A 9,081-nucleotide genomic window follows, 5' to 3' on the forward strand; every position below is an offset into this window, starting at 1 on the left:
CGGCTCCAGCATGGCCAGGTTGGTCTTGCCGCAGGCCGACGGGAAGGCGGCCGCGACATACTTCGCCGAGCCTTCCGGCGAGGTCAGCTTGAGGATCAGCATGTGCTCGGCCAGCCAGCCCTCGTCGCGGGCCATGACCGAGGCGATGCGCAGGGCGTAGCACTTCTTGCCCAGCAGCGCGTTGCCGCCGTAGCCCGAGCCGTAGGACCAGATCTCGCGGCTCTCGGGGAAGTGGACGATCCACTTCTCGTCGTTGCAGGGCCACGGCACGTCGTCCTGGCCCTCGGCCAGCGGCGCGCCCAGCGTATGCACCGCCGGCACGAAGAAGCCGTCGTCGCCCAGCTGCTCCAGAGCGCCCGCGCCCATGCGGGTCATCACCCGCATCGACAGCACGACATAGGCGCTGTCGGTGATCTCCACGCCCAGCGCCGAGATCGGCGAGCCCAGCGGACCCATGCAGAAGGGCACGACATACATGGTCCGGCCGCGCATGCAGCCGTCGAACAGGCCGTTCAGCCGCTCGCGCATCTCGGCGGGATCGGACCAGTTGTTGGTCGGGCCGGCGTCGATCTCGTTCTCGGAGCAGATGAAGGTGCGGCTCTCGACGCGCGCCACGTCCTTGGGGTCCGAGGCGGCGTAGTAGGAATTCGGCCGCTTCTCGGGGTTCAGGCGCTTCAGCGTGCCCTTGCCGATCAGCTCCTCGGCCAGCTCATTGGCCTCGGCGTCTGAGCCGTCGCACCAGCGGACGCGGTCCGGCTTGGTCAGAGCGGCGATCTCGGCCACCCACTCGATCAAACGACGGTGCTTCGTCGGGGCGGGCGAGAGCCCCGGAACTTGAACTTGCGTGGTCACGCCACTGTCTCCTGAACGTCGCCACCCCACACGTCTGCGCGTGCTGCCGGGCCCGGCCGCCTGAAGGCGATCCTGTTTGGGCGGCTTAGAGCCTCTGAGGCTCAAATCGTCAAGCCGATGCCCGACTCTGGTTGCGCGACCGGGCCACTTCCAGGGCCTCTCCGAGAGCCTCGATCTGGTACGGCTTGGCCAGGACCTGGAAGCCCTCGGCGCTGGCCTGGGCGGCCGCGGCGCTGAAGCCGGACGTCAGTAGGACGCCCATGCCAGGCAGGCGTTCGCGCACCTCGCGCGCCAGGGCGCGGCCGTCCAGCTCGCCCGGCATCACCATGTCCGAAAAGACGATGTCGAACTTGCCGTCAGCCTCCAGCAGGTCGAGCGCGGCGTCCGCATTCTCGGCTCGCTCGCAGCGATAGCCCAGTTCGCGAAGCATCTCCGACACCATCTCGGCCACGCTGTGATCGTCCTCGACCAGCAGGACCCGTCCGCGGCCTTGCCGCGGCGCGGGCCGGGCATTCGGGGAGCGCGTCACGGCCGGAACCTTGCCCGATCGCGGCAGGCACATGGAGATGGTGGTTCCCTGGCCCTCTTTGCTCTCGATCCGGGTCTCGCCGCCGGATGATCGCACAAAGCCATAGACCTGCGACAGACCCAGCCCGGTGCCCTTGCCGACCTCCTTGGTGGTGAAGAAGGGTTCGAACACCCGCGCCATGGTCTCGTCGGACATGCCCGTGCCCGTGTCCGTCACCGACAGACAGACATAGTCGTGGCCGTCCTCCCGGTCCGCCGACACATTGACGGCGGATACGATCAGGGCGCCGCCGTCCGGCATGGCGTCCCGAGCGTTCACCGCCATGTTCAGCAGCGCCAGCTCCAGTTCGTTGATGTCCACCTCGACCGGCCACAGGTCGTCGGACATTTCGATGACGACGCGGATGTCCTCCCGCAGCGAGCGCTCCAGCAGCACCCGCATGCTCTCGACCTGGGCGGCCAGGTCCACCACCTCGGGCTTCAGCGCCGAGCCGCGCGAGAAGGCGAGCAGCTGTTTGGTCAGCGCCGCGCCCCGCTCGATCGCCTGTTTGACGCCCGCCTTCAGCCGCTCACGCTTTGAGGCGTCCTCGGTGCGGTCCATCAGGTCGACGCCGCTGGAGGCGACCATCAGCAGGTTGTTGAAGTCGTGCGCGATGCCCCCCGTCAGCCGGCCGATGGCCTCCATCTTCTGGCTCTGGCGCAGCGCCTCTTCCGCCCGGGCCCGCTCGTGCATCTCGGTCTCGAGCCGCCGGTTTGACTCGGCCAGATCCGCCGCCCGCTCTCCGAGCTCCATGTTGGCGCGGCGCAGCGCAGCCTGGGCCGCGCCCAGCACGCCGATGGCCACCACCGCCATCAGCAGCAGCATCGCCAGTCCCGAGTACCGCGCGATGCGTGACTCCATCGTATCCGCCTGCAGCTTCAAGCCCGCGAAGCCGAGCAGCTGGCCCGCCTCGCGCACCTCTCGGAACACCCGCAGGCGGCCGTCCTGAAAATCGGTCAGCTCTTCGCGGCGCTGCGTGCGCAGGGGCACCGTCTCGCCCGGACGGGTGTAGCTGGCCACCAGCCGTCCCTGGGCGTCGAACACAGCGGCCGCGAGAACCCGCGAGTTGACTTGGGTCGCATTGACCATGGCCTGGGTCTCGGCCCGGTCCTCGAAGGCCAGCGCCGCCGTCACGGACGAGGCCAGCATCTCCGCCTGAACTCCGGCTTCCCGCGCCGACTGCCGCCGATAACTGTTCTCGCCCACCACCGCGATGAGGACGCCCGCCAGCACCAGGACGAGCACCGCCGCCGATGCGAGCAGCGGGAACCGCTTGCGGCGCGCCAGGTCAACGAGGCCGCTGAGCGCCGCCATCTCAGCTCCTCGACCGGACGCTGAGCGCCAGGTTCAGCAGGCGCGAGCTGATGCTCAGTCCGCCGCGTCCGGCCTGGACGTCGTCGATGTGGAACCGCACGCGGTTCTGGAAGATCGTGAAATGGATGACGCCGCGCGCCGAGCCCCGCGCCTCATCCGTCACGGTCAGCACCGGCTCGCCGGCCACCGCCGCCAGGCCTTCGCCGACCGTCTGGCTCGAGGAACCTCCCAGATAGGCGATGTGACAGCCTGAGCCCGCGCTGATGCGGGCGATGCGGCGCGCCTCCAGCCGGCGGCCGTTGACGGTCTGGGACGCCAGCGCCTGATCCAGCACCGCGCCGAACGGGTCGGCGCCCACCACGCAGACGCGGATCGGACCGCTGCCTTCCGCCCGCGCCGGCCACTGCACGAAGGCCGCGAAGCGGGCGAGGTAGTTGGCCTTGACCGGCTGCTCCAGCGACTGCGCCACGGCGGCGGGCGCGCCGAGCGCGAGCCACGCCGCGATGGCTCCGGCCACCAGCCGGCTTCGTCGTCGTTGATCGAGAGCCCGCCCCCGCATCGGTCTAGAACCGCGCCGTCACGGTCGCGAAGACGCTGCGGCCAAAGGCGCGCCGGCGCGCATCGGCCGTCTCGACGCGCTCGTCGGTCAGCAGGTCGCGTCCGGAGATGGACAGTTCGACCTGATCGTTCACCTCCCAGCCCAGCCGCAGGTCCAGGTCGACATACTCCTCGATGGTGATCAGCTCGCCGACGGCGCGCAGCGAGGCGTCGAACTGCAGCCGGTCCGTCAGGTCCGCCTGCGACCGCAGCAGCACCTGATAGTCGGGGTCCTGCCCCTGGGAGATGACGCCCGTGATGTCTGTACCTGGCGGCGCCGAGATGTCCTTGTCCAGCGTCTGGACGCCCAGGCTGAGGCGCCAGCGCGGGTTCACCTGCCAGGCGCCCCAGGCCTCGACGCCCCAGGTCTCGCCCGCGCCGTTGTTGGTGAAATACAGCGGCAGCACCGTGACGGGCGTGGTCGAGACGGTCCGCAACTGGTCATACGCATGATAGAAGGCCGTGACCGAGAAGCTCAGGTTCGGCCTCGGCGCGGCGCGATAGCCGATCTCGTAGGCCGTCAGCAGTTCGGACTGGAAATCCCGCGGCTCCAGGAAGCCTGGCGCGTACAGGCCCCGCTCGATCCGGTTGGGCGTGCGCGTCGCGCGTGACGCCGCCGCCCAAAGAAGTCCTCCCTGCCGCGGCGTCCACGCCAGTCGGGCGCTCGGGAGCCACTCTTGGCCCGAGAAGCTGTTGTCCTCGAACTTGACCCCCAGCGTCAGGGTGAGCTGGTCCGTCACCGCGAACTGGTCCTGCAGGAACAGGTTGGTGAGCTGTATCGTCTCTTCTTCCGGCACGATGAACGAGCCGAAGATCGGGTTTGTCACCAGCTCCGACGAGATCCAACGGTAGCCGCCGCCGAACACCAGCTGGTGCCGGCCGCCGAGCAGGCGCGCGTGCTGGATGTGCAGGTCGGCTGTCTGCACCGTCTCGTCGAAGGCGAAGCCCACGCGCTGGCTGTGATCCAGGTAGGCCTGGACCTGGGTCTCTCCGCCCGCCATGGGCTGCGTCCAGCGTCCCAGCAGGTGCCCGCCGCTGACGTCGATCCGGTCGCCGGTGTAGTTGTCGTCCTCGGCGGTGTTGATGTCCCACAGGTGACCCTGGAGCACGAAGTCGGATTCCCCCGCCGTCCAGTCGGTGCGGAACCCGGCGCGCACGCCGGCAAGGGCGTCGGTGGCGTCCCCGCCGGTCGGCCGGAAGGTGTCGTCCCGCGCGAAGCCCGTGATGAACGCCCGCCAGGCGCCGTTCTCGAATTCGCCGCCGTGCCGGAAGGCGAAGCGGGAATCCTCTGTCCCCACGCTCACTGAGGCCAGCGTGCCCTGGCTCTCGCGAGCGGACCGGGTGATGATGTTGATGATGCCGTTGACCGCGTTGGAGCCCCACAGGGTGCCGCCGGGCCCGCTGATGATCTCGATGCGGTCGATCTCCTCGAGCACGATGTTCAGGCTGTCCCAGAACACCCCCGAATGCAGCGGCGAATAGACGCTGCGCCCGTCGACCAGCACGAGCAGCTTGTTCGATGTCTCGAAGCCGTTGAAGCCGCGCGCTGTGATCGCGTACTCACCGGCGTTCATCCGCTGGACTTGGAGGTTGGGCGCCAGGCGCAGCACGTCCGGCAGGCTCGGCGCGCCGGAACGGCGAATGTCCTCGGCCGTGATCACGAAGACCGAAGCCGCGGCCTGCGACACGGGCTCGGCCCGCCGCGAGACCGAGGTGATCTCCACGTCGGCCAGTTCCTCCAGCGACAGGTCGCTGAGGTCGGGTCCGCCGAAGTCCATGCCCTGGAAGAGCACGGCTGGATCCTGCGCCCATGCCGGCGGGCCCGCCAGCACCACCGCCGTCGCCACAGCCGCGGCGGCCACACGCCGCCGGAACACGTCATGTCTCATGAGGTCGAACCTCCCCGTGACTGCCGCAACGCTTGGCGTGAAGGCAGGTTCCAGTCCGTCAGCAAGCGGACATATGGGGAGAAATGGTACCGCCCTCCCGGATCGAACGGGAGACCTCCAGAGCCACAATCTGGCGCTCTAACCAACTGAGCTAGGGCGGCACGCTGCAAAAGCAGGCGCCGCTTCTAGCGGTGGGCGCGGCGGGGTTCAAGCGCAAGAGAGGGAAGAGGGACTAGGGACCAGGGATGAGGTCAGCAGGCCTCTCGCCTTGCGGCCGCCCCTCTCCTCCCTCTTCCCTAGTCCCTAGTCCCTGAACTTAGGCCCACCCCCGCTCGCGGATATACGCCTCCAGCGCCGCAATACGGCTGGCGTCCGAGGGGTGGGTCGAGGCGAACTCGGGCGTGGAGCCCGTGCGCTGGGCCGCCATCAAGCGCCACAGGGCCAGGGCCTGGCGGGGGTCGTAGCCGGCGCGCTGCATGTAATCCACGCCGATGCGGTCGGCCTCCAGTTCGTGCTGGCGCGAGAAGGGCAGCAGCACGCCCACCTGGGCGCCGATGCCGCCGAGCGCGCCGACCGCCCGGCCGTAGTCGCCGGCGGCGCCCGAAACCACCTGCAGGCCGGTCTGGGTCAGCGCCGTCTGCGAATACCGCTCGGCCGCGTGACGGGCCGTCACGTGGGCCGCCTCGTGGCCGATGACCGCGGCCAGCTGGTCGTCGTTCTGGACCAGGGCCAGCAGGCCGGTGGTCACGCCCATCCGGCCGCCCGGCAGGACGAAGGCGTTCGGCGTGTCGCTGGTGAAGACGGCGTATTCCCAGGCCATGTTGCCCATGCCGGCGGCCTGGACGATGCGGCCGCCGACGCGGCGCACGCGCTCGTTCAGGGCGGCGTCGCGCGACACGCGTTCGCTGGCGAGGGCCTGGGCCCAGCTCTGCGCCGCGGCTTGGGCCAGCGCGTTGTCGTCGACCAGCACCAGCTGGTTGCGGCCCAGCGCCTCGTTATAGCTGCAGGCCTCCAGCGCCGGCAGGCCCAGCAGGGCCACGGCGGCGACGGCCAGAACGGACTTGGTCATCGGATGACTCCCTCTTGAAAGGTCGGGCGGGAAACGCGGGCGCTGCGGTTTGGCTCCCAAGCTTGGCCGTATTGAGGGCGGGCGGTCAAAGCGAAACCGCCCCCGGACCGGGTCCGGGGGCGGCTCTGTCTTGTCCTCCTGGGTCTGGGACTAGCCCAGCTGCCAGGTGATCGGGATGCTGACCCGGGCGCCGCCGACGGGAGCGCCGTCACGCGTGGCCGGACGCATCCGGAAGCGCGAGGCCAGCCGCAGCGTGGCCTGGCCGAAGCCCTGACCCGGAGGATCCTCCGAGGTGATCGAGCAGTTGGACAGACCGCCGCTTTCCGTGACCGTGCAGGTCATGGTCACCCGGCCCGAGATTTCCCGCTCCAGCGCGCGCGGCGGATAGAAGCGGGCCAGGTCGGCGCCCGAGGGACGCGAAACCCAGTCCGGGTTGGTGATCACCGAAGGCCGCGGCGGGGCCGGCGGGGCCGGCGGAGGCGGCGGCGACTGCGTGATCTGGGGCGGACCCTGATACTCGACGCGGTCTTCCTTCTTGGTCGTCTCGACCACCAGCGGCGGCGGAGCCGGCACGTTGATCGGCGGCGTCACCGCTTCACGCACCTGCAGCTTCGGCGGCGGCGGGACGTCCGGCGGCGGCGGCGGCGGCGGAGGGGGCGGCGGCGGCGGAATCGGCTCCACCAGCTCCACCTCGACCGCCTGGTCGGAATACTGCCGCAGCTCGAGTTCGAACCGCTGCTTGTACAGGTAATAGAACAGCAGGGCGTGCAGGCCGACGATGAACGTGCCGATCGCCAGGAGCGTCGAGTTGTTCAGGCCGAACGGCCCCTTGCCCCGGCGGCGACGCGGCGGGTCCAGGATCGGGTCGCGATGATGAACGGCTTCTTCGGTCATTCTCGCTCCCTTACGTCGACGGCGCGTTGTCTTCGCCGACGAGCGCGACGCTGTAATACCCGGCATCCTGAAGCGCGTTCATGACCTGCATGAAGCGCCCGTACCGGACCCCTTGGTCCCCGCGGATGAAGATACGCTCTTCCGTCGGGTTCCGGGTGCCGATCTGACGATCCAGATCGGCGCCCAGGGTCTCGATCGAGGTCCGACCGTCGCCAAGCCACACATCGTCATCCGCCTGGATGGAGATGTAGACCGGCTTGGGCGGGTTCTCCTGCGGCTCGGCCACCGCCGTCGGCAGTTTCACCTCCACCGAAACCGACGCCAGCGGCGCGGCCACCATGAAGATGATCAGCAGCACCAGCATCACGTCCACGAAGGGGGTGACGTTGATCTCGCTGTTCTGCTCGACGGTATACTTCGACCCACCGCCAGGCCCTGAAAGCTTGGCGCCCATCTAGCTTACGCCCCCTTGTCGAGCTGGCGCGAGATGGCGTTCAGGAGCTCGGTGCCGAACTGGTCGGCGCGGGTGCCGAAGCCCGAGATGCGGGTTTGGAAGTAGTTATAGAACATAACCGCCGGGATAGCGGCGAAGAGGCCGATACCGGTGGCGAGCAGGGCCTCGGCGATACCCGGGGCCACAACCGCCAGGTTGGTCGTGTTGGTGTTCGCGATGCCGATGAACGACCGCATGATGCCGTAGACCGTACCGAACAGACCGATGAACGGACCGCCCGAGCCGACCGAGGCCAGGAACTGCTGGCCGCCCGACAGACGCTTGGCGAGGCCCGCCTGGACGGCGGCGACCGCGGCCTGGGCGCGCATCATGGTGGAGTCGTTGTGGCTGGCGCCGAGGCCGGCCTGACGCGACAGCTCGACTTCCTCGGTCGCCGCGGCGGCCATGTCGGCCATCGGGTTGCCCTCGAACTCGTCCGAGGTGGCGATGCGGCGCATGTCGGCGATCGACCGGGCGCTGCGGAAGGCTTCGAGGAAGCGGTCGGAGTTGCGGTTCAGCGAGCCGAACTCGAACAGCTTGATGAGCAGCAGGGTCCACGAGAAGATCGAGGCCAGGATCAGGCCGATCATGACGGTCTTCACGACCCAGTCGGCGTCCAGGAACATCTGGACGATGGTCAGCTCGCCGGCGTGCTCGATCTCGGTGACCGCGTCGGCGTCCTCGGCCGGAGCCGCGACTTCGGCCGGAGCCTCGGTCGTGGCGGCCGCGCCTTCGGCCGGAGCCTCAGCGGTGGCCTCGCCGGTCGGCGGGGTGGTGGCGGGCGTCGCAGCCAGCGCCGGAGCGGCGGTCATGAGCGCGAAGGCGCCGACGAACGCGAGAAGGAGGTTGGATTTCTTCATTTCAGACATCGTTCGCCAGTTCCTGCTTGGTCCAGCACCTAAGAGACCGGTTCAGCGGTCTTGAAGCCGCCTCACCCCTTAACCCAAAAATGCGCACGATGGCTTGGGCGTTCCGTCCCGGCCATCGAACGCGGCGAAATTCTCCGTCCTGAAAAGGACGGTCAAGCTGCTTTGAAGAAAGCCCGGGAAGGCGTCAAGCGCTCGTTTCGCGTTTCGCCTGTCGCGAGAACCCGAATGACAGAACGGATTTCGGCGTTCCGCCACAGTAGGGCTGACGATTTGAGCGGGGATGGTGCCTGGGGGCGGATTCGAACCAACGACACGCGGATTTTCAATCCGCTGCTCGACCAACTGAGCTACCCAGGCGCGCGAGGTCTCGCGGGAGGCGGGTCTATAGGCGAGGCTCCGGACCCTGTCCAGCACCCGCCGCGGCCGTTCGGTCAATCCTCCGAGGGCGTGTCCCGGGCAGCCGATTCATCGTCCGCGGCCGGAATGGCGTAGCGCCCGCTCAGCCAGCCCTGCAGATCCACATCGGCGCACCGTCG

The 9,081-nt window shown here is 68.8% G+C and carries 8 protein-coding genes and 2 tRNA genes; all 10 read right to left on the reverse strand.

The features are described 5' to 3' along the window. On the reverse strand, positions 1 to 795 hold a 795-nt coding region (locus tag Q0M60_RS07915), incomplete at its 3' end, for a phosphoenolpyruvate carboxykinase domain-containing protein (RefSeq protein ID WP_296818039.1). Between the two features lie 166 nt (positions 796 to 961). After that, positions 962 to 2,734: an ATP-binding protein gene (locus Q0M60_RS07920; RefSeq protein WP_296818041.1), complete on the reverse strand. Its 1,773-nt coding sequence runs from the start codon at positions 2,732 to 2,734 to the stop codon at positions 962 to 964. A 1-nt stretch (position 2,735) separates the two neighbouring features. Continuing rightward, positions 2,736 to 3,251 (reverse strand): YfiR family protein, encoded by a 516-nt coding sequence (locus Q0M60_RS07925; protein ID WP_296818043.1) that lies wholly within the window; start codon positions 3,249 to 3,251, stop codon positions 2,736 to 2,738. A gap of 46 nt (positions 3,252 to 3,297) precedes the next feature. Continuing rightward, positions 3,298 to 5,208: a TonB-dependent receptor gene (locus Q0M60_RS07930; RefSeq protein WP_296818045.1), complete on the reverse strand. Its 1,911-nt coding sequence runs from the start codon at positions 5,206 to 5,208 to the stop codon at positions 3,298 to 3,300. Positions 5,209 to 5,304: 96 nt separating this feature from the next. Beyond that, positions 5,305 to 5,381, reverse strand: a tRNA-His gene (locus Q0M60_RS07935). A gap of 155 nt (positions 5,382 to 5,536) precedes the next feature. Then, on the reverse strand, positions 5,537 to 6,289 hold the full coding sequence (locus Q0M60_RS07940; protein ID WP_296818047.1) for a M48 family metallopeptidase: 753 nt from the start codon (positions 6,287 to 6,289) through the stop codon (positions 5,537 to 5,539). A 150-nt stretch (positions 6,290 to 6,439) separates the two neighbouring features. Further along, a complete protein-coding gene (locus Q0M60_RS07945; RefSeq protein ID WP_296818049.1) occupies positions 6,440 to 7,183 on the reverse strand; it encodes an energy transducer TonB in 744 nt (247 codons plus the stop codon). Positions 7,184 to 7,193: 10 nt separating this feature from the next. Further along, positions 7,194 to 7,637 carry a biopolymer transporter ExbD gene (locus tag Q0M60_RS07950; protein ID WP_296818051.1) on the reverse strand — a complete coding sequence of 148 codons (444 nt, stop codon included), beginning with the start codon at positions 7,635 to 7,637 and terminating at the stop codon, positions 7,194 to 7,196. A 5-nt stretch (positions 7,638 to 7,642) separates the two neighbouring features. After that, on the reverse strand, positions 7,643 to 8,545 hold the full coding sequence (locus Q0M60_RS07955) for a MotA/TolQ/ExbB proton channel family protein (RefSeq protein WP_296818053.1): 903 nt from the start codon (positions 8,543 to 8,545) through the stop codon (positions 7,643 to 7,645). 281 nt (positions 8,546 to 8,826) lie between these two features. Beyond that, positions 8,827 to 8,902: transfer RNA gene (locus Q0M60_RS07960), tRNA-Phe, on the reverse strand. Positions 8,903 to 9,081 lie beyond the last annotated feature (179 nt).

This window comes from Brevundimonas sp. (assembly GCF_024711105.1).
In the GTDB taxonomy this organism is placed as follows: domain Bacteria; phylum Pseudomonadota; class Alphaproteobacteria; order Caulobacterales; family Caulobacteraceae; genus Brevundimonas.

Excerpts from the sequence above, each read along its gene's own strand:
- Q0M60_RS07950 (WP_296818051.1), bottom strand. The coding sequence starts at position 7,637 with ATGGGCGCCAAGCTTTCAGGGCCTGGCGGTGGGTCGAAGTATACCGTC.
- Q0M60_RS07945 (WP_296818049.1), bottom strand. The coding sequence starts at position 7,183 with ATGACCGAAGAAGCCGTTCATCATCGCGACCCGATCCTGGACCCGCCG.
- Q0M60_RS07940 (WP_296818047.1), bottom strand. The coding sequence starts at position 6,289 with ATGACCAAGTCCGTTCTGGCCGTCGCCGCCGTGGCCCTGCTGGGCCTG.
- Q0M60_RS07955 (WP_296818053.1), bottom strand. The coding sequence starts at position 8,545 with ATGTCTGAAATGAAGAAATCCAACCTCCTTCTCGCGTTCGTCGGCGCC.
- Q0M60_RS07920 (WP_296818041.1), bottom strand. The coding sequence starts at position 2,734 with ATGGCGGCGCTCAGCGGCCTCGTTGACCTGGCGCGCCGCAAGCGGTTC.